Origin of the sequence: Paenarthrobacter sp. NPDC056912, assembly GCF_042786555.1 — a bacterium.
GTDB lineage: Bacteria > Actinomycetota > Actinomycetes > Actinomycetales > Micrococcaceae > Arthrobacter.
This window is the reverse complement of the sequence record NZ_JBHUCD010000016.1, coordinates 1-18,453: the sequence shown is the minus strand read 5'-3', so window position 1 is coordinate 18,453 and position 18,453 is coordinate 1. Positions and strand designations below refer to the sequence as shown.

The 18,453-nt window shown below is 64.4% G+C and carries 18 protein-coding genes and 1 riboswitch; of the genes, 16 read left to right on the top strand and 2 right to left on the bottom strand.

All coding sequences use genetic code 11. From position 1 onward, the window contains the following. The first annotated feature begins 7 nt into the window (after nucleotides 1-7). The 10 genes from ACFRJ9_RS16910 (at nucleotide 8) to csrA (ending at nucleotide 8,402) form a co-directional block, all read left to right on the top strand. On the top strand, nucleotides 8-904 hold the full coding sequence (locus tag ACFRJ9_RS16910) for a flagellar motor switch protein FliM (RefSeq protein ID WP_377670197.1): 897 nt from the start codon (nucleotides 8-10) through the stop codon (nucleotides 902-904). Beyond that, a complete protein-coding gene (gene fliN, locus ACFRJ9_RS16905; RefSeq protein ID WP_377670194.1) occupies nucleotides 901-1,629 on the top strand; it encodes a flagellar motor switch protein FliN in 729 nt (242 codons plus the stop codon). The genes ACFRJ9_RS16910 and fliN overlap by 4 nt, the downstream gene beginning before the upstream one ends. Continuing rightward, nucleotides 1,630-2,175, top strand: coding sequence for a flagellar biosynthetic protein FliO (gene fliO, locus ACFRJ9_RS16900; RefSeq protein WP_377670192.1), 546 nt, complete (start codon nucleotides 1,630-1,632; stop codon nucleotides 2,173-2,175). A 116-nt stretch (nucleotides 2,176-2,291) separates the two neighbouring features. Further along, on the top strand, nucleotides 2,292-3,038 hold the full coding sequence (gene fliP, locus ACFRJ9_RS16895) for a flagellar type III secretion system pore protein FliP (RefSeq protein WP_377670453.1): 747 nt from the start codon (nucleotides 2,292-2,294) through the stop codon (nucleotides 3,036-3,038). Further along, a complete protein-coding gene (gene fliQ / locus ACFRJ9_RS16890) occupies nucleotides 3,038-3,313 on the top strand; it encodes a flagellar biosynthesis protein FliQ (RefSeq protein WP_377670190.1) in 276 nt (91 codons plus the stop codon). The genes fliP and fliQ overlap by 1 nt, the downstream gene beginning before the upstream one ends. Nucleotide 3,314: 1 nt before the next feature. Beyond that, on the top strand, nucleotides 3,315-4,073 hold the full coding sequence (locus tag ACFRJ9_RS16885; RefSeq protein WP_377670187.1) for a flagellar biosynthetic protein FliR: 759 nt from the start codon (nucleotides 3,315-3,317) through the stop codon (nucleotides 4,071-4,073). After that, entirely contained in the window at nucleotides 4,073-5,158 is a 1,086-nt protein-coding gene (locus ACFRJ9_RS16880) for a flagellar biosynthesis protein FlhB (RefSeq protein ID WP_377670185.1), read from the top strand. The genes ACFRJ9_RS16885 and ACFRJ9_RS16880 overlap by 1 nt, the downstream gene beginning before the upstream one ends. Further along, nucleotides 5,155-7,206: a flagellar biosynthesis protein FlhA gene (locus ACFRJ9_RS16875; protein WP_377670183.1), complete on the top strand. Its 2,052-nt coding sequence runs from the start codon at nucleotides 5,155-5,157 to the stop codon at nucleotides 7,204-7,206. Before ACFRJ9_RS16880 ends, ACFRJ9_RS16875 begins: the two co-directional genes overlap by 4 nt. Then, nucleotides 7,184-8,131, top strand: a complete 948-nt coding sequence (locus tag ACFRJ9_RS16870; protein WP_377670181.1) for a hypothetical protein — start codon at nucleotides 7,184-7,186, stop codon at nucleotides 8,129-8,131. The genes ACFRJ9_RS16875 and ACFRJ9_RS16870 overlap by 23 nt, the downstream gene beginning before the upstream one ends. A gap of 4 nt (nucleotides 8,132-8,135) precedes the next feature. Then, on the top strand, nucleotides 8,136-8,402 hold the full coding sequence (gene csrA, locus ACFRJ9_RS16865) for a carbon storage regulator CsrA (protein WP_377670179.1): 267 nt from the start codon (nucleotides 8,136-8,138) through the stop codon (nucleotides 8,400-8,402). 441 nt (nucleotides 8,403-8,843) lie between these two features. On the opposite strand, the gene ACFRJ9_RS16860 is transcribed toward csrA, so the two are convergent. After that, nucleotides 8,844-9,329 carry a flagellar protein FlgN gene (locus ACFRJ9_RS16860; protein WP_377670177.1) on the bottom strand — a complete coding sequence of 162 codons (486 nt, stop codon included), beginning with the start codon at nucleotides 9,327-9,329 and terminating at the stop codon, nucleotides 8,844-8,846. Nucleotides 9,330-9,612: 283 nt separating this feature from the next. On the opposite strand from ACFRJ9_RS16860, the gene ACFRJ9_RS16855 reads away from it, so the two are divergent. After that, a complete protein-coding gene (locus ACFRJ9_RS16855; protein ID WP_377670175.1) occupies nucleotides 9,613-10,428 on the top strand; it encodes a sigma-70 family RNA polymerase sigma factor in 816 nt (271 codons plus the stop codon). Nucleotides 10,429-10,495: 67 nt separating this feature from the next. Here the strand turns inward: ACFRJ9_RS16855 and ACFRJ9_RS16850 are convergent, their stop codons facing one another. Continuing rightward, a complete protein-coding gene (locus tag ACFRJ9_RS16850) occupies nucleotides 10,496-12,046 on the bottom strand; it encodes an MFS transporter (RefSeq protein WP_377670173.1) in 1,551 nt (516 codons plus the stop codon). 72 nt (nucleotides 12,047-12,118) lie between these two features. On the opposite strand from ACFRJ9_RS16850, the gene ACFRJ9_RS16845 reads away from it, so the two are divergent. The 5 genes from ACFRJ9_RS16845 to ACFRJ9_RS16825 form a co-directional block, all read left to right on the top strand. Beyond that, complete coding sequence (locus tag ACFRJ9_RS16845; RefSeq protein WP_377670171.1) at nucleotides 12,119-12,658, top strand: TetR/AcrR family transcriptional regulator; 540 nt, start codon at nucleotides 12,119-12,121, stop codon at nucleotides 12,656-12,658. Between the two features lie 92 nt (nucleotides 12,659-12,750). Next, nucleotides 12,751-12,848, top strand: a riboswitch (glycine riboswitch). A 163-nt stretch (nucleotides 12,849-13,011) separates the two neighbouring features. Beyond that, entirely contained in the window at nucleotides 13,012-15,858 is a 2,847-nt protein-coding gene (gene gcvP, locus ACFRJ9_RS16840; RefSeq protein WP_377670169.1) for an aminomethyl-transferring glycine dehydrogenase, read from the top strand. A gap of 9 nt (nucleotides 15,859-15,867) precedes the next feature. Beyond that, the gene (gcvT, locus tag ACFRJ9_RS16835; RefSeq protein WP_377670167.1) at nucleotides 15,868-17,001 is read left to right on the top strand and encodes a glycine cleavage system aminomethyltransferase GcvT; all 1,134 of its coding nucleotides are present in this window, start codon (nucleotides 15,868-15,870) and stop codon (nucleotides 16,999-17,001) included. Nucleotides 17,002-17,171: 170 nt separating this feature from the next. Beyond that, a complete protein-coding gene (gene gcvH, locus ACFRJ9_RS16830) occupies nucleotides 17,172-17,558 on the top strand; it encodes a glycine cleavage system protein GcvH (protein ID WP_377670165.1) in 387 nt (128 codons plus the stop codon). 386 nt (nucleotides 17,559-17,944) lie between these two features. After that, on the top strand, nucleotides 17,945-18,453 hold a 509-nt coding region (locus tag ACFRJ9_RS16825; protein ID WP_377670163.1), incomplete at its 3' end, for a serine dehydratase beta chain.

The following is an 18,453-nucleotide window of genomic DNA, read 5'->3' as shown; positions in this document are numbered from 1 at the left end:
GCCATCCGTGGGAGAACAGGAAGATCGCGCGGCGGCACGCCAGCGCACTGTGGATGTCTATGACTTCCGTCGTCCCACCACGTTGCCCCGGCAACACAGCCGTGTCTTGGAGGTGGCGTTTGAAACGTTCGCCCGCCAGTGGGGCACGCAGCTCACTGCCAAGGTCCGGTTGAAGTCCACGGCAACCCTGGATCAGCTGAGCATGCAAAGCTACGACGAGTATTCGGCCTCCCTGCCATCAGTCACGTCCATGGTGCTGTGCAGGATCGACGGCAGCGAGTCCCGGCTCGTGATCCAGTTCCCCGCAACGGCAGCCCTTTCCTGGCTGGGCCGGATGCTGGGTGGATCAACGGATACGGCTGTTCCTGAACGAAAGTTCACCCAGATCGAGCAGGCGCTGATCTCCCGCATGGTCGAGGAGGTCCTGGAGGATCTCCGGTACTCCCTGGGCAATCTCCTCACCCAAGCGGTGACCATGGACGGGATCCAGTACAACTCCCAGTTCGCGCAGGCCGCTGCGCCGTCGGAACTCATGATCGTGGCGTCTTTCAGCGTCAACGTCGGCGAAACCCAATGTGCGGCCACGCTGGCGATCCCCGCCGACGTCCTCCTGTCCCGCCTTGGAGACGTGAACCCGACCGTTCACAGCGTGGACAACGAGGCCCTGGTCCGTGCCCAACTCGCGCAGGTACCGGTGGACGTCGCTGTTCGCCTGACCCCCGCACCGGTGACGCCCGCGCAGATCCTGGGCCTCGCCGTCGGGGATGTCCTGCCGTTGCAGCATCTTGAGAACCGGCCTTTCGACGTCACTGTCAACGGCACCCGTTTGGCCACGGCCGCGGCTGCCCGCCACGGCTCGCGGGCCGCCGCAGTCATCGTCACAACCGAGGAGCACCAGCGATGAGCAACATCTTGACCCTTCAGGCGGCGGCGGCCGAGCGGCTCGCCCTGCACCTGCCCAGCGCTTCCACGCTCCGCGTTGCGGGCATCGTTCCCGCGCAGGACGCCGCCACCTATGCCTCACCTGCAGTGACGGCCACGTTCGTGGGTGCCTCGACGGCGGACTTCGCGTTATTGCTGGTTGACCGTTCTTTCCTGGCCGCCGCTGGCGGTTCCGGGCTGGCAGGCGCGGTACAGAGTGCCGTGCAGGCCGGCGATGTCTTGCGTCCTGCTCTGGAACAGGCGGCGTCAGCGTTCGACGCCGGTGTGCTGGGGGAGTTGCGCGAGGAAGATGCCGCCGGGCTGCTGTCCGACCCCGGCACTGCTGTTTTTGAACTAAGCGACGGCGGCGCTCCCTTCGGTTGGTTCGCCGTGCGTGTGCGGGACAACGGTGCCAACCTGAGCTCCGCCGCCCGCAGCGGCCAGGACAGCGAGATGGCTGCGCGACTTGGCCTCATCAGCAATGTGGAAATGGCGTTGACCGTTGAGATCGGACGCACGCGTATGTCTGTTCGCGACGCCTTGGCGCTGGAACCGGGCCGGGTGATCGAGCTGGATCGATCGGCCGGTGCACCCGCCGATGTCCTGCTCAACGGCCGGCTGATCGCCCATGGCGAGGTAGTGGTGGTGGACCAGGACTACGCCGTACGCATCACCCGCATCCTGGACGGGGCAGAGGGAACGCACTAGATGGATTCATTCATCCTCGGGCTGCGCGTGCTCGTGGCCCTTGGCGCTGTGCTGGGGCTGATCTGGTTCGTCCAGAAGCGCCTCGGCAAAGGCAAGGGCCGGCGGCGCGCCGACGCTGCCCTCACGGTAGTCAGCCGCCAGGTGGTGGGCCAGAAGGCCTCTGTGGTGGTGGTCGACGCCGGGGACAAACGTTTCCTGCTCGGCGTCACGGAGCATGCGGTCACCGTCCTCCACAGCAGCGACGCTCCTGTTGTCGCGGAGACCGTGGACGCTGTGGAGGAGCAGTCGCCGGCGAGCTTCGCTGAGCTGTTCCGGCAGGCTTCGGGCGGACCGTTGTCAGAGCCTCGCGCTGAGGCTGTGACCGGACCGCTGGGCCCGGTCACGGGATCCCTTCCTGTGCTTCGCAGGCGCAGCGAACTCCACCGTGGCGGCCAGCCGCACCGTGGAGTTGATCCTGCCCGCCAAACGCCGCCGATGCACGGGTCCATCCTCTCCGCCTCCACGTGGCGGCAAGCCTCCGATGCCTTCAGGGGACGCCGGAATTGATTCGATCTGCTGGTTCCGGGGCGGGATCCTTGGCCTGCCTGGCATCGCCGGCCGCCCGGCGATGGTTTGCCGCGCTGTGCGTTGTCTTGCTCACGGCCGGTTTCTTGTGGCTCGGAATGGCAGCAGGGCATGCGACGCCGATCGACCCCACCCAGCCCACCGCACCTACCCCGCCGGCGGCGCCGGAGCCCGGCGGTAACGTCAGCATCGACATCAACGGACTGGATGGGACACCCTCCACGGCAGTGGTGACGCTGATCGGGATCACGTTGCTGTCCGTGGCCCCCGCGTTGCTGCTCATGATGACGTCCTTCACCAAGATCTTCGTGGTGCTGGCCATGACCCGCAACGCCTTGTCCCTGCCCGCCATTCCGCCCAACCAGGTATTGGCGGGTTTGGCCCTGTTCCTGTCCCTGTTCGTCATGTGGCCTGTGATTGCGGACATCAACACAGCCGCCGTGCAGCCCTACTTGAACGGTGGGCTGGACTTCAACGGTGCCATGTCCGCCGGCTGGTCACCCTTGCAACACTTCATGCTGGCCCACACGCGTGAAGAGGACATTGCCCTCATGACCCGGGCAGCCAAGATGGAGAACCCGGCCAACCCGGAATCGGTGCCGTTCCAGACGCTCGTCCCGGCGTTCATGATCTCCGAGCTCCGGGCCGCTTTCATCATTGGTTTCGTCATCTTCATTCCCTTCCTGGTGATCGACCTGGTGGTGTCGGCCGCGCTGATGTCCATGGGCATGATGATGCTCCCGCCAGTGATGATTTCCCTGCCCTTCAAGATCCTGTTGTTCGTCCTGGTGGACGGTTGGGGACTGGTCATCACGTCCCTGATCCAGAGCTATTCGAGCGGCTGATGGATACCAACGCAGTCCTGGACATTTGCCTCCAGGCCATGATTGTCGCCGCGAAACTTGCCGCACCCACGCTGGTCACCGCGTTGGTGGTTGGCCTGGCGATCTCACTCCTGCAGTCCATCACCCAGTTGCAGGAAGCCACACTGTCTTTTGTCCCCAAGGCCGTGGCCGTGGCCATCGCCCTGGTGGTGTGCGGACATTGGATGATCTCGGAAATGGTCGCGTTCACCAACGAACTTTTCGGCCGGATCCCTGGACTGATCGGCGGAACGTGAGGTGGACATCCCCATAGACCAGTCGTGGATCCAGGTCCTGCTGCTGGCGTCGGTCCGCATGACAGCCTTCCTGGTGGTGGCTCCACCCTTCGCCCACCACGCCATCCCGGCCCGCATCAAGGCGATGCTGGGAATCGGGCTGGGCCTGGCCGTCTCGCAGCGGCTCTCCGCCGATGCCGTGCCCAAGGACACCGCCGGCTTCGTCACGGCGGTGGTCCTTGAACTGGTCACAGGCCTGGTCCTGGGCTTCCTGGTGATGGTGATCTTCGCCGCGATCCAGTCTGCAGGCAGCCTGGTGGACCTCTTCAGCGGCTTCCAAATGGCCCAGGCATTCGATCCCCAGATGATGGTCAACGGCGCCCAGTTCACCCGGCTCATGCAGATGGCGGCCTTGGCGTTGCTCTTCGCTTCCGACGGATACCAGATGGTCATCGGGGGCTTGGCCGGGAGTTTCAACGCGTTGCCGCTTGCCGGCGGACTGGACCTCACCCAGCCCGTGGAAGCGATGATAGGAGCCCTGACGGGGATGTTCCTGGCCGCGGTTCAAATCGCCGGTCCGCTGCTGGTGGTCCTGGTGCTGGCCGATGTGGGGCTTGGCCTCCTCACCCGTGTGGCTCCTGCCTTGAACGCATTCGCATTGGGCTTCCCGCTGAAGATCTTCATCACGCTGGCGTTGGCAGGCTTCCTTTTCCTTGCCCTTCCCCGGCTCGTTGCAACGCTCGCGGAACAAGCCGCAAACACCCTGATGGGGGTGGGCTAGTGTCGGATTCACAGGAAAAAACCGAGCAAGCCACGGACAAACGCATGCGGGAAGTCCGGTCCAAGGGACAGCTGTCCAGATCACAGGATCTGATGGCCTGGCTGGCTGTCGGAGCAGCTGCTGCGATGCTTCCGGCCACCATCGCCAGCGCTTCCAACGCTGCCGTGGACCAGTTGTTCACAGTCAAAAGCGTCATTGCCGAGCCGGATCCCGCCAAAGCCGTGGCCGCACTCGAAGCAGGATTGGGTTCCCTGGCCGGAATCCTGGGGCCGCTCCTCCTGGTGGTCACCGTGGTGGTGCTGGCCGGATCAGCGCTGCAAGGGGGCATCCGTTTCAAGAGGTTCCGCGCCGAGTTCGAGCACTTCAACCTGCTCGCCGGCGTCAAGAGGATGTTTGGCGGCCAGGCACTCTGGGGAGGCGTCAAAGCGTTGCTGAAGACCGCCGTCGTGGGTCTTGTCCTCTACGCCGTGGTCCAGGGCCTGATGCCCGTGTTGCTGACGGCCGGCGGCTTGCCCGTTGCCGGCGTGCTCGCGGCCGCTGCAGGCGGGATCGGCGCGCTCATCCAGTTTGCCGTGGCCGCCGGCCTGGTGTTGGCAGCGGCGGACATCTTCGTGGTGATGCGCCGCAACCGCAAGAAAACCCGGATGTCCAAGAAGGAAGTCCAGGACGAGAACAAGAACACCGACGGCGATCCCCTCATCAAGTCCCAGCGACGGTCGCGCCAGCTCAGCATGAGCCGGAACCGCATGATCGGCGCGATCGGGGACGCCGACGTGGTGCTGGTCAACCCGACGCACGTGGCAGTTGCGTTGAAGTACGACGCCGGCAAATCGGCCCCTCGCGTCGTGGCGAAAGGCTCGGGGCTGATCGCTGCCCGCATCAGGGAGGAAGCCGAAGCCAAGGGCGTGCCCATGGTCCAGGACATTCCGCTGGCCCGGGCCCTGCACACGGCGTGCGAACTCGGCCAGGAGATCCCCGTTGACCTGTACCGTTCCGTGGCGGCCGTGCTCGCGTTCGTGATGTCGCTGAAGACGCGGGGGACTGCACGAGGGATTCATCAGATGAAAGAGAGCTTCCAGCCATGAGCAATAACAAGTTCGCCCGGCTTTCGGTACCTGTGGGCATCGTGGGCATTGTGCTGCTGCTGGTTGTTCCGTTGCCCGCGCCGTTCCTCGACTTCCTGATCGTGTGCAACATCCTGCTGGCCCTCCTGATCCTGCTCACCAGCATGTTCGTGAAGAAGCCACTGGATTTCTCGGTCTTCCCGTCGCTGCTCCTCGTGGCCACACTGTTCCGACTCGGACTCAACGTCGCCTCCACCCGCTTGGTGCTAGGGCAGGGTTTTGCCGGTCAGGTCATTGAGGCTTTCGGCAAAGTCACCGTGGGCGGCTCGCTCATCATCGGCGCCGTGGTGTTCCTCATCCTCGTAGTGATCCAGTTCGTGGTGGTCACCAAGGGCGCCGAGCGTGTGGCCGAGGTCGGGGCCCGCTTCACCCTGGACGCCATGCCGGGCAAGCAGATGGCCATCGACGCCGACCTCAACGCCGGACTCATCACCGACGCCGAGGCACGGAAGCGCCGTGCCGAAGTCTCTGCGGAGGCCGACTTCTACGGCGCCATGGATGGTGCCTCGAAGTTCGTGAAGGGCGATGCCATCGCCGGCATCATCATTATCATCATCAACTTCGTGGGCGGCATCGCCATCGGTGTGCTGCAGCGCGGCATGGACGCCGGCGATGCCCTCAACACCTATGGCCTGCTGACCATGGGCGACGGCTTGGTCACCCAGATCCCGGCGCTGCTCATGGCCGTTTCCACCGGCATGATCGTCACGCGGTCCAATGCCGAAGAGGACATGGGCCGCACGGCTTCCTCGCAGCTGATGCAGTCACCCAACGCGCTGCTGATCGCCGGGTTGGCAGCCTGCAGCATGGCGCTCATCCCGGGAATGCCCATCCTTCCGTTCGTAGTGGTGGGAGCACTGCTGGTCCTCGCTTCACGGCGGGTGGCTTCCCAACAAAAGGCCACCGCGGCTGCCCAGGACGCGGACAATGCCGCCACTGTGGCAGCAGAGGAAGACCCCAACGAGCGCCTCATGGAGGACATGCGGGTCCATCCCGTGGAGATCCTGCTTGCCCCGGACCTCGTAGACATCGTCTCCGGAGCCTCGGACGACCTCCTCGCCCGGGTCCGGTCCCTCCGCCACAAGATCGCCATGGAACTAGGGCTCGTGGTTCCGCCGGTCCGCACCCGTGACGCGATGGACCTGCCGCCCTCCACCTATGCCATCCGCATCGCCGGCGTCGAGGCCGGGAGGGGAGTGGCGCCGTCGGGCAAGCTGCTGGCGCTCGGAGAATTCCTGGACGCGCTCCCCGGAACCGCAACCATAGAACCCGTGTTCGGGCTGTCCGGCAAATGGGTTCCCACCGAGATGCGGCACAGCGCGGAAATGACCGGGGCCACGGTGATCGACCGCGTGTCCGTGCTGGTGACACACCTGTCGTCGATCATCACGGCCAACGCCGCCCGGCTCCTGACGCGCGAGGATGTCCGCGTGCTCACCGAAGGGGTCCGCAAGCAAAGTCCGGCCGCCGTGGAGGAGCTCACGCCGGGGCTGCTGTCCTTGGCCGAAGTTCAGCGCGTTCTGCAAGGGCTCCTCGAGGAACAAGTGCCCATCAACGATCTTCCGAGGATCTACGAGGCACTCTCGTTGCGGGCCAAAGTATCCACGGACCCCGAGTCGTTGGTCGAGTCCGCACGGCAATCACTCGGGCCCGTGCTCGCCCACAAGTACCTGGACGGGGCAGTCCTCAACGTGGTCATGATCGACCCCTTGCTGGAGCAGTCCATGCTTGAGGACATGCGTCCGGCCGAAGGAGGCACGCAGATCGTCATGGGCCAAAGCAAACTGGACGGCGTCCTCACCTCGCTGAAGTCCGCGATGGACGGCGCCGCGGCCACTGGTCGGCAGGCCGTCCTCGTCTGCGCGCCCGCCCTGCGTCCGGCGATCCGTCGCCTGGTGGCAGCTCCCGACGGCGGTGTCCCCGTTTTGTCGTATCGCGAAGTAACGTCGGCCGACATCCGCATCGAAACCGTGGGGGTGGTCCGCTATGCAGAAGCGCTACAAGCTTAGGGGCGCGTCGCTTGAGGCCATCCGTGAAAAGGCTGTCCAGCAATACGGGCCCGGAGCACGGATCATTGCTGCCGAGAAAGTGACCAACCCGGGCATCGTCGGCCTGTTCGCGGCCAATCGCTATGAGGCAACCGTGGAGGTCCCGGAGGTCTCGGCTGCACCTGCCGTAACTACTCCTGTCACTGCTGCTCCGGGCTCCGTGCACGAGCTTCACGGCCCGGCCATTGCTGCCCTGCTGGAGCGAGCGGACGCCGCCGAGATCAAGCTCCACAGACCCGCACCGGCCCCGGTGTCCACGGCTTCGCCGGATTTCGCGGGCTTGCTGGAACAACTCGGCAAGGAACTCCAACCTGCGCCGACTCCCGCACCCGTACCCGCCCTGGTGACGGTGCCGCCGTCGGACGCTGTACCCGTTCCGGTCCCGATGACCGGCGACGGTAACCTGATCGTCCTCTTGGGCCTCGGCGACGACGCCCTTGGACCCGCCCTGGAAATGTCCATCGCCGCGGGCGGCTCCGACGTTCGGACCGCCGGGGAGCTGAGTGCATTCGGCCACCTGCATGTCCATGGGCGGCAAGGAGCCATGACGGCGCGTGCCCAAGCGGTGCTGACAGGACAGACAGTCGTGGTGGCCTTCGGGCTGGGACGTCCGCGCGACATGCCGCTGAAAGCAGCCGGAATAGCGGGCCTCGCGGCCGATCAACTGTGGATCGTCGCGGATGCCCGACGCAAGGCAGACGACACCAAAACGTGGGTACAGGCGCTTCAAAGCCTGCTGGCGGGGGAGGCCGCGGTAGTCGACGCGCTCGCCGTCATCGGCGCGTCAGAAACGGCGAGCCCTGAAACGATTGACACACTTGGCATTCCCATCGGCTGGATCGACGGCAATCCGGCCAGCGCACCCGCCCTCGGAAAGGTAAATTGAGAGCATGTTGGTACTGACGCGTAAGCCGGGCGAGAAGATCATGATCGGGGATGACATTGTCATCACTGTCATGGAAGGGCGCGGCGACGGCGTTCGCATTGGAATCGAGGCGCCCCGTGGTGTGTCCATCCAACGCAGCGAAGTTGTCCAGGCCATTGCCGCCGCCAACCTTGCCGCAACCCAGGCCGGCCCCGACGCCGAGGAGCTCCTGGCAACCCTCCGTCCGGCGGCACCCACTCCGTCAAGCCCAACCACCCCACCCGCCGAATAACACCCTCTCTCACCTCCCGACCCCCTTTTTCCGACCCTCTCTCACCTCCCGATCCCCTTTTTTCCGACCCTCTCTCACGTCCCGTCCCCCCTTTTTTCCGACCCTCTCTCACCGCCCGTCCCCCCTTTTTCCGACCCTCTCTCACGTCCCGTCGGGTTTTGGGCGGCCCTCTCTCACTTCAGGACGGAATCGCTCGACGTCGGCACTCACGTAAATGCCGACGTCGCGTACTGGGACTCATGGCCCAGATCATCTGATCGTCGCGAAGATGCCCGCGCACCTGTCAGCTGGAGCTCTCGCGCTGATGGCGGGAGGTGAGTGAGCGTCGGTGGGGGACCGCCGGGAGGTGAGTGAGCGTCGGCAGGGGACCGTCGGGAGGTGAGTGAGCGTCGGTGGGGGACGGTCGGGAGGTGAGAGAGCGTCCCAAGCCCGGCAGAAACCCTAGAGCCCCAGGAAGTCCCTGAGCAACGGGAGCGAAGAACCCTGTACGGCGGCGAGGGCGCGTTGGACATTCGCGTCGCGGGCAAGAAGGGCGAGGTCGTCGGAACCGCCGGCCAGGGTTGCCAATGCGTCCGGCTGTGAAAGATCTGCGGCCAGTTCCACTGAGCCCGCCGGAGGGGACTGCAGCAGAGCGATATTGGCAGCAACCGCCTGGTCGATCTCCGTAAGCAGCACCGTCATGCCGCGCCGGTGCTCTTCCAGGAGTTCCGGCCATATTCCGTCGGGTGCCAGTGATATCAGGGACGGAAGGGATGACTGGTGCGGGGCTTTCCACTCGGCGGCCACGGAGGCGGCTTCAACGCCGCGGGCCAGCGATTCGAAACGCAGGTTCTCGAGGACTTTTTCGAGTTCGGCCGCGGTGAAACCCAGCCGGTGCCAGTTGCCTGCCCGGAGATGCAAGAGCTGCGTTTCGAGCAGGAATAGCAAGAAATCAAGTTGCCTTCGCTCGCGCCACAGCGTTGCCGATAGCTCGTCCGCCCCCACGGTTCCCCAATTCGTTTTATGGCCTGCCAAAATCACGTTTCGGTAGGGTTTATATTTACTTCTGTTGAGCGTACACGCAGAGTCCTTTTCAGGTGATATGTTCACTGAACACGTACCTGTTCGAAGTCCCACCTCGTCGCTGTGATTGGTCTCTTGGCGCCGTCCGGAACTCCGGATTTTCAGGTTCTTGCAACTAAATACTCCGGTCTCATGGGGGGACTTACTTTTGAATCGCGAACAGCGAAACGAGCTGGTGTTGCAGCACCTTCCGCTCGTTGGTTACTTGGTCTCTGACCTTTGCGCGCGCGCCTCACATTTGTCGCGCGACGATTTTGCGTCTGTAGGCTCCTTGGCGCTCATCACGTCGGCCGATTCCTTTGATCCGGAGCTCGGTGTTCCGTTCGGCGCGTTCGCACGCCGGCGGATCGTGGGTGCGTTTGCTGATGAGATGCGCGCCGGCGACTGGGCGACGCGCTCGGCCCGCAAACGCATCAAGGAAACATTGGCCATCCAGGAAACTTTGACCGGTGTCCTGGGGCGCGGTCCTAGCGTTTCCGAGATGGCGTCGGCGCTGGGCGTTGAGCGCAGCTATGTCGAGGCTGCAATGGCCGATGCGGCGCGGACCCTGACCTCGCTCGACGAAGTAGTGGTGGACACCGTGGCGTCTCCGGCGGAGTCCCCCGAGCACTCGGTCCTTGCCGATGAGCGCATCAAGTACCTCCGCGCCGCCGTCGATGCTTTGCCGGAGAAGATGCGCTTCGTGATCCAGGAGATCTACCTGACGGGCCGGACGGTGAAAGAACTCGCCGAAGAACTGGGCTCCACCCACGCAGCGGTCTCCCAACAACGGGCCGAGGGCATCCGGCTTATGCGCGACGGCCTGGCAGCCCACTATGCGGACAGTCCGGACCAAACTTTTGAACCCGAGTCCCGCATCACGGCGCGGCGTCGCAATGACTATCTTTCGGCCTTGGCGACGGCAACCACCGGGGGAATCACCCGCGGCCTGGGGTTGGGGTCGGCCCTGAATTCCGCCGTCTGAGGGGCACGCAAACGCAAGGAAGGCCGGGCCCGGTACAGGGCCCGGCCTTCCGGTTTTGGCGCCAATACTACTGCGCTTTGGGAACCTTGCGGAGTACGACGGCGGCAAGGACTGCCGCTCCAGCCATCAGGACCAGCCCAATCGCCGCAGTGATGTGGACGCCGGATTCGAAAGCGATCCGGGCGGCGGCTGTGAGTGCTTCCGACAAGGGAGCGGGGAGCGCGGAGGCCGCATCAACAGCGCCTGCCAGTGTTTCTCCGGACTTCCCGGCAGCCTCGGTGGAGACGCCGTCCGGAATGATGAGGTTGTGTTGGTAGGACGCGGTGAGGATGGAGCCCAGCACGGCCGTTCCCAGGAGTGAACCCAGTTCGTAGCCGGTCTCGGAGATGGCCGAGGCCGCACCGGACTTCGCTGCCGGAACGGACGCCAGGATGAGGTCGTTGGAGATGGTCTCCGCCGCGCCCACACCCACGGCCAGCACCGTCAAAGCTGACAGGAGGAAGACCGGGCCGCTGCCGTGGTCGCCCACTACGGCAATCAGGTACCCGACGGCGCTCAGCGTCAGTCCGCCTGCCACGACGAATCCGGGCCGCACGCGCTTGACCAGCGGCACCACCAGCAGGCCGGCGATCACTGTTGCCAGGAGCGCAGGAATCATGGCGATACCGGCCTCCATGGGGGACTGCCCCTCCACCAGCTGCAGGTGCTGGGCGAAGAAGTAGATGAATCCCGTCATGGAGAACAGGGACAGTACGTTGGCCACGATGGCCGTGCTGAAGACTTTGTTCTTGAACAAGCTGACGTCCAGCATGGGGCTGTCGATCTTCTGCTGGCGACGGACAAAGAGGACACCCATTACCAATCCGAAGAGCATGAAGGCTGCGGCGGAAGCCCCGAATCCGTGGACGGCGAATTCCTTGATGCCGTAGACGAACGGCGCCATGGTGAACACCGACAGGGCGATGCTCGGCACATCCACGCGGCCTGGGTTGGCGTCCTTGGACTCAGGAATCAGGATCCGGCCAAAAGCGAGCAGCGGCAGGAGCAGGAAGGCTGCAACCAGGAAGACCGCGCCCCACCAGAAGTGTTCCACGAGCCAACCGCCGAAGATCGGGCCAAGGGCGGCGCCGCCGGAGAAGCCTGCCGCCCACACTGCGATGGCGAGCCGCCGGCGGTTCGGGTCCGTAAAGATGTTCCGGATCAGGGACAACGTTGAAGGCATCAGCATGGCGCCGAAGACGCCAAGGGCGGCGCGGCCGGCAATGAGCCATTCCGCTGAGGGGGCGAATGCCGTAGCAGCCGAAACCGCCGCGAAGCCCGTGCTGCCGATCAGGAGCAGCCGCCGTCGTCCGATCCTGTCGCCCAAGTTGCCCATGGACACAAGGAGGGCGGCCAGCACCAGCGGGTAGGCGTCAACGATCCATAGGAGCTGTACGCCGCCCACATCCAGGGAGCGGGCGATTTCCGGCAGGGCGAAGGTGAGCGCGGTGTTGTCGACGGCCACGAGCAGCACCGGGAACATCAGCAGTGCCAGGGCCGTCCAGTCGCGCCACGGTGCTGTTGTGCCCTTGATGGGCTGAGCGGAACGGGGTGCTTGGGTTGAGGACGGCGAGAACATGACTCTTACTGTACCGTCCAGACGGTACAGTTTCAAATGGAACCCCCCAAGCCTTTAGGGAATGATGTACACATGCCACGAAAACCAGTCGCCCGGGATGCCGTCCTGGATGCTTATGAAGCACTCCTCATCGAGGTGGGGGAGCGTGCTGCCACGCTCGACGCCGTCGCCAAGCGGGCAGGGGTATCCAAAGGCGGGCTGCTCTATCACTTCCCCAACAAGGAATCGCTGATCAGTGCCTTGCTGGAGCGCCTGGACCAATTGGCGCAGGAAGACATCGAACAGATGAAGGCCGCGCCGGACGGGTCCGCTGCGTATTTCATCCGGTCCTCGCTATGGGCCGGCACACCCATGGACCGTGCGTTCGTGGCCGCCACCCGCTTGGCCGAGGTAGCCCACGAAGAGACCCGACGCAGGTTCGCCGGCATCCAGAAGCAGTGGTTGGACGTGCTGGCCGAGGACGTCGGACCGGAGGTAGCCAAGGCCGTCAGTTACATGGGCGACGGCCTGTACTTCAATGCGATGTTCGAAGGTGGCCAGGAAGACGGCAAAGCGGGGCGGGAGGCCGACGTCGAGATCCTGCTGGGAGTCTTGGACCGCCTGCGGAAGTAGCGAGCCATCCATTTGCGGCGCCGCCCGCCGCGTAGGACAATTAACCCTTGTGGCGTGCCGTCAGTGGCGCCGCGCATAACTGAACATGCCTTTGATCTGCGGCGGGAGAGTCCTGCAGGCTAGTGATGCAGGCGCCGTAGGAGCAAACCCTCCCCAGGAATCTCTCAGGCCCATGCACCGCCGCGGCGAGGCAACTCTGGAAAGTAGCAAGTGCCCTAGGGCGCTGTGCTCACCGACGGTGCAAGCGATAGTTGTCCAACAACGCGCGGAAACTCTCAGGTCCAATACAGAGCGGGGAGGAACCCGAGCCACTGTGGCGTACCCAAACGCCGCCCAAGTATTGGAGTTCCTTCGTGACGGTTAGTTCTGCCTCCACCACCTTCGTCGATCGGCATATCGGCGCCCGCCGCCAGGCCGACATTGAGACCATGCTCAAGTCCGTCGGCTACGACACCGTTGACTCGCTGGTCGACACCGCCGTTCCGAACGACATCCGCCAGGACGTCGCCCTCACCTTGCAGGACGCGCTGAGCGAAGTTGAGGTCCTGGCCGAGCTGCGCAAGCTCGCATCCAAGAACAAGACGGCTGTTCAGATGATCGGCCAGGGCTACTACGACACCGTCACGCCCCCCGTGATCCGCCGGAACATCCTTGAATCCCCGGCCTGGTACACCGCCTACACCCCCTACCAGCCGGAAATCTCGCAGGGCCGCCTTGAAGCACTGCTGAACTTCCAGACCATGGTGCAGGACCTCGTTGGCCTGCCGATCGCCAACGCCTCACTCCTGGACGAAGCAACGGCTGTGGCCGAGGCCGTCCTCATGATGCGCCGCGCCAACAAGAACAAGGCTGCCCAGGACGGCAAGACTGTCCTCGACGCCGACTGCCTCCCGCAGACCATCGCCATCGTCAAGGGCCGCGCCGAAGCACTCGGCTTTGAGGTTGAGGTCGCCGACCTTTCCCTCGGCCTCCCGGAAGGTGCCATCAACGGCGTCGTCCTCCAGCAGCCCGGCGTTTCGGGCCGCGTGTTCGACCACTCCGCCGTCATTGCCGAAGCCAAGGAACGCGGCGCACTGGTCACCGTCGCTGCCGACCTTCTCTCTCTGACGCTCATCACCCCTCCGGGTGAGCAGGGCGCCGACATCGCTGTTGGTTCCGCGCAGCGCCTGGGCGTTCCGCTGTTCTTCGGCGGCCCGCACGCCGCGTACATGGCCGTCCAGAAGGGCCTTGAGCGTTCCATGCCGGGCCGTTTGGTGGGCGTTTCCAAGGACGACGCCGGTGTCCCCGCCTACCGCTTGGCGCTGCAGACCCGTGAGCAGCACATCCGCCGCGAGAAGGCCACATCCAACATCTGTACCGCGCAGGCGCTGCTGGCCATCGTCGCGTCGATGTACGCCGTCTACCACGGCCCGGAAGGCCTGAAAGCGATCGCCGAGACCGCCCACAGCCACGCCCGCACGCTTGCAGCATCCCTGAAGGCTGCCGGCGTCGACGTCCTCCACGGTTCGTTCTTCGACACCATCACCGTCCGAGTCCCGGGTAAGGCAGCAGAGATCGTCGCCGCCGCCGAGGCCAAGGGCATCAACCTGCGCGGCATCGACGCCGATACCGTCGGCATCTCCGTTGACGAAACGACGACGACGGCGGTCGTCGCCGACGTCGCTTCGGTCTTCGGCGCTTCGGTCACCGAAGCTGCTGAGGACTTTGCGCTTGAAGGTTCCGTTGAGCGCACCAGCGAGTTCATGCAGCACCCGGTGTTCAACACCCACCGCTCCGAAACCCAGCTCCTGCGCTACATTCGCAAGCTCTCTGACCGTGACCTCGCGCTGGACCGCACCATGATCCCGCTGGGTTCGTGCACCATGAAGCTGAACGCCACGGCCGAGATGGAAGCCATTTCCTGGCCGGAGTTCGCCTCGATCCACCCGTTCGCTCCGGACTCCCAGACCGAGGGCTGGCGTGAACTCATTACCGACCTCGAATCCCAGCTGACCGAAATCACGGGCTACGACCAAGTCTCCATCCAGCCGAACGCCGGTTCCCAGGGTGAGCTCGCAGGCCTGCTGGCCATCCGTGGCTACCACCTCTCCAACGGCGACGACCAGCGCAACGTGTGCCTGATCCCCGCTTCCGCGCACGGCACCAACGCAGCCTCGGCTGTGCTCGCCGGCATGAAGGTAGTGGTTGTGGCCACCGCTCCCGATGGCACCATCGACCACATTGACCTCAAGAACAAGATCGAGGCCAACCGGGACGCGCTCTCGGCCATCATGATCACCTACCCGTCCACGCACGGTGTGTATGACGCCGACGTCCGCGAAGTCTGCGACGCCATCCACGAGGCCGGCGGCCAGGTGTACATCGACGGCGCCAACCTGAACGCACTGGTGGGCTTGGCCCAGCCGGGCAAGTTCGGCGGCGACGTGTCCCACCTGAACCTGCACAAGACCTTCTGCATCCCGCATGGTGGCGGCGGACCCGGCGTGGGACCGGTCGCAGCCAAGGCACACCTCGCGCCGTTCATGCCCGGTGACGCAGCATCCTGGACCGAAGGCAAGGACGTCCCGATCTCGGCATCCCGCTTCGGTTCCGCCGGTGTCCTGCCGATCAGCTGGGCCTACGTGAAGCTCATGGGCGGCCAAGGACTCACCGAAGCCACCAAGTCCGCACTGCTGGCTGCGAACTACATCGCTTCCCGCCTCAACGACCACTTCCCGGTGCTCTACACGGGCGAAGGTGGACTTGTTGCCCACGAGTGCATCCTGGACCTGCGTGAACTGACCGCGAAGACCGGCGTTACAGCTGAAGACGTGGCCAAGCGCCTCATCGACTTCGGCTTCCACGCTCCCACCCTTGCCTTCCCGGTGGCGGGCACGCTGATGGTGGAGCCCACGGAGTCCGAGGACCTGGTGGAGATCGATCGCTTCATCGAAGCCATGATCACCATCCGCAAGGAAATCGACCAGGTGTCCAATGGCGACTTCGCCGTGGAGAACTCGCCGCTGCGCAAGGCACCGCACACAGCTGCCGCCGTCGTAAGTTCTGATTGGGACCGTGCGTACCCGCGCGAGCAGGCCGCCTTCCCGGTTCACCACCTCAAGCAGGACAAGTACTTCCCGCCCGTTGGCCGCATCGACGGCGCAGCCGGAGACCGCAACCTGGTCTGCTCCTGCCCGCCGATCGAAGACTTCGAAAACTAAGGACTCGTCATGACTGAGAACTACACAGCTCTCTATGAAGAGCACAAAAAGCTCGGCGCCTCCTTCACCGACTTCGGTGGTTGGCAGATGCCGCTCAAGTACTCCTCCGAGCTGGCCGAGCACCACGCAGTCCGCAACTCCGCTGGCCTGTTCGACCTCTCCCACATGGGCGAAGTCTGGGTCACCGGTCCCGAGGCCGCCGCGTTCCTCGACTACGCCCTGGTGGGCAAGATCTCCGCCATGGCCGAGGGCAAAGCCAAGTACTCGCTGATCTGCCAGGAAGACGGCGGCATCATCGACGACCTCATCGCCTACCGTCGCGGTTCCGAGAAGTTCCTGGTGGTTCCGAACGCGGGCAACGCTGCGGTTGTTGCCACGGCGTTACAGGAGCGCGCAGCCGGGTTCGACGTCGTGGTTCAGGACGCCTCTGCCGAGACTTCGCTGATTGCAGTGCAGGGTCCGCGTGCGGAAGGTATCCTCCTCCGTCTGGTTCCCGCCGAGCAGCACGCGCTGGTCACCGAACTGAAGTACTACGCGGCCGTTGAGGTTCCGTTCACGTTCGACGGCGGCACCCAGGAACTGCTGTTGGCGCGTACCGGCTACACCGGCGAAGACGGCTTCGAGATCTTCGTGGCCAACGGCTCCGCGGCAGCGCTGTGGCAGGCCATTGCCGACGCCGCAGAAGAGGGCGAGCTCACCCCCGCCGGCCTCGCATCCCGCGACTCCCTGCGTCTCGAAGCCGGCATGCCCCTCTACGGCAACGAACTCTCCCGCGAAGAAAACCCCTTCGCTGCAGGGCTCGGACCCGTGGTGGCACTGTCCAAGGAAGGCGACTTCGTCGGCAAGGACGCACTCGCAGCCTTGAAGGCAGACGGCGCCGGATCCACCAGCGGCCGCAAGCTCGTAGGTCTCAAAGGCCTGGGTCGTCGTGCCGGACGCGGCCACTACCCGGTCCTCAAGGACGGCGCCGTGGTAGGCGAAGTCACTTCCGGCCAGCCCAGCCCGACGCTCGGGTACCCGGTAGCGTTGGCCTATGTCGACGTCGAGCACACTGAGCTTGGCACCGCGCTGGACATTGACCTGCGCGGTAAGTCTGAGCCGTTCGAAGTTGTCGCACTGCCGTTCTACAAGCGCCAAAAGTAAGCCGGGTCTTCGAGCCCGACGACCTCTGCATGCTCCCCCCGTCGAAGATTGCGCCCGCTGAGCGGACGCGATGCTCCCTTGGACGCACGCTTACGGATACCGGTCCCGAAGGGGCCGCGTACCTCCGGAGCGACCGTTAGATTTAGACCACTCAACCTAAAGGAATCAGAATGCCCAAAGTAGCGCCCGAACTTCAGTACTCCGACGAGCACGAGTGGGTTTCCCGCGGCGAGGGGAACCTCGTGTCCGTGGGTATCTCCGAGGTTGCCACTGACGCACTGGGTGACATCGTGTACGTTGACCTGCCCGAGGTTGGTTCTTCCGTGACTGCAGGCGAGACCTGTGGCGAAGTTGAGTCCACCAAGTCGGTTTCGGACCTGTACTCTCCGGTCACCGGTGAGGTTACGGAGATCAACGACGCCGTTGTTTCCGACCCGGCCCTGATCAACAACGATCCGTACGGCGCCGGCTGGCTGTTCAAGGTTGCTGCTGAGTCCGAGGGCCCGCTGCTCTCGGCCGAGGAATACGCCTCCAAGAATGGCGGAGACCTCTCCTAACTTCCACCCCGACCGAGTCCGATTCGGGGGTTCGCTGCCGCGGGTGCCGTTCGCACGGCATGTTCTGCAGCGATACCCCGCTCTGGGCATCGAGACGCCTATACCTTTGGGACGGCGTCCGGCAGCGGCCGTCTAAGGGAGCTTCGCGTCCGCTTAGCGGGCGCCCAAGCGACCGAGGCCGCAGAGGACGTCGTCCTGAAGGGCCACCACGCACGTTCAGTGGCGTAGCGTGGGATTGTAGAACTAAATAAGTATTGCGACGCCGGGTTGCCGCCTTTGGGGGCCATCCGGCGTCGTGCTTCGGTCGACTTCCGCCACAAGCGGGGGAGGCCATCCGGCAGGACCATCTGCCGGACCGTTTCAAGCTGTATTAAGGGATCCCGACCATGGCTGTTGGTGTTTTCGATTTGTTCTCTGTGGGTATTGGTCCGTCGAGTTCGCATACTGTGGGGCCGATGCGGGCTGCTGCGGTGTTTGCTGGTGAGTTGAAGGACGCTGGTGTTCTGGGTTCGGTGGCGGCGTTGCGGGTGGATTTGTATGGGTCGTTGGCTGCGACGGGCAGGGGCCACGGGACGATGACGGCCACGTTGTTGGGGTTGGAGGGGTATCACCCGGAGTTGATCTTGCCGGATGAGGTGGAGGAGCGGCTGGCGGCGATCGCGGAGACGGGGAAGTTGAACCTGGCTGGTGGTGTGCTCTTGGATTACGCGGTGGAGGATATGATCCTGCATCCGTTGACGGTGTTGCCGCGGCATACGAACGGGATGAAGTTCGCGGTCTCTGATGCGGAGGGGAACGTCTTGTGTGAGGCGACGTTTTTCTCGGTGGGTGGTGGGTTCATTGTCCGGGAGGGTGAGGAGAACGCTGCGCAGCGGGAGTTGGAGGAGACCAAGGC

Excerpts from the sequence above, each read along its gene's own strand:
- csrA (WP_377670179.1), top strand. The coding sequence starts at position 8,136 with ATGTTGGTACTGACGCGTAAGCCGGGCGAGAAGATCATGATCGGGGAT.
- gcvT (WP_377670167.1), top strand. The coding sequence starts at position 15,868 with ATGACTGAGAACTACACAGCTCTCTATGAAGAGCACAAAAAGCTCGGC.
- fliQ (WP_377670190.1), top strand. The coding sequence starts at position 3,038 with ATGGATACCAACGCAGTCCTGGACATTTGCCTCCAGGCCATGATTGTC.
- ACFRJ9_RS16850 (WP_377670173.1), bottom strand. The coding sequence starts at position 12,046 with ATGTTCTCGCCGTCCTCAACCCAAGCACCCCGTTCCGCTCAGCCCATC.
- gcvH (WP_377670165.1), top strand. The coding sequence starts at position 17,172 with ATGCCCAAAGTAGCGCCCGAACTTCAGTACTCCGACGAGCACGAGTGG.
- ACFRJ9_RS16875 (WP_377670183.1), top strand. The coding sequence starts at position 5,155 with ATGAGCAATAACAAGTTCGCCCGGCTTTCGGTACCTGTGGGCATCGTG.
- fliP (WP_377670453.1), top strand. The coding sequence starts at position 2,292 with ATGGCAGCAGGGCATGCGACGCCGATCGACCCCACCCAGCCCACCGCA.
- fliN (WP_377670194.1), top strand. The coding sequence starts at position 901 with ATGAGCAACATCTTGACCCTTCAGGCGGCGGCGGCCGAGCGGCTCGCC.
- ACFRJ9_RS16870 (WP_377670181.1), top strand. The coding sequence starts at position 7,184 with ATGCAGAAGCGCTACAAGCTTAGGGGCGCGTCGCTTGAGGCCATCCGT.
- fliO (WP_377670192.1), top strand. The coding sequence starts at position 1,630 with ATGGATTCATTCATCCTCGGGCTGCGCGTGCTCGTGGCCCTTGGCGCT.
- ACFRJ9_RS16845 (WP_377670171.1), top strand. The coding sequence starts at position 12,119 with ATGCCACGAAAACCAGTCGCCCGGGATGCCGTCCTGGATGCTTATGAA.